Source organism: Streptomyces sp. NRRL B-24572 (assembly GCF_002156145.1).
Taxonomy (GTDB): domain Bacteria; phylum Actinomycetota; class Actinomycetes; order Streptomycetales; family Streptomycetaceae; genus Streptomyces; species Streptomyces vietnamensis.
Window position 1 is genome coordinate 1 of record NZ_MWIG01000465.1, and the last position, 584, is coordinate 584.

At 76.9% G+C, this 584-nt stretch carries 1 protein-coding gene; it reads left to right on the plus strand.

All coding sequences use genetic code 11. The annotated features are described in order from the left end of the window. Window positions 1–584, plus strand: a 584-nt coding sequence (locus tag CCN56_RS26485) for a condensation domain-containing protein (RefSeq protein WP_256962154.1), incomplete at both ends; no start/stop codon positions are given.

Consider the following 584-nt stretch of genomic DNA (forward strand, 5'->3'; position numbering starts at 1 on the left):
CGCCGCCCGCCCCGCCCCCGCCCCGCCCACCACCCACCCGGTGTCCGAGGGCCAGCGCGCCCTGTGGCTGTTCGAGCAGATGCACCCCGGCAGCCCCGCCTACCACCTCTGCTTCGCGGCCCGCGTCAGCGGACCGCTGGACGCGCCGGCCCTGCGCACCGCGCTGCAGGCCGTCCTCGACACCCACCCCGTGCTGCGCACGGCCGTCCTCCAGGAGGGGGAGCGACTCGTCCAGCGCGTCACCACCGGCGCCCGGGTCGACTTCACCGAGGAAGACCTGACCGGCCGCGACGACACCGAGGTCGACGCCGCCGTCACCGCGTTCGTCGAGCGCCCCTACGACCTGGCCCAGGGCTCCTTCCTGCGCTGCCGGCTGCTGCGGCTCGGCGAGGACCGGCACGTGCTCCTCCTCGGCACCCACCACATCGCGGCCGACCTGTGGGCCTTCTCGCTGATCCTCCGGGACCTCCAGCAGGCCTACCCGGCGGCACGCGCCGGGCGCCCCGTCGCCCTCGCGCGGCCGGCCGCCGACTACCGGGAGTACGTCGACCGGCAGCGCGAGTTCGTCGACGGGGCCCGGGGCG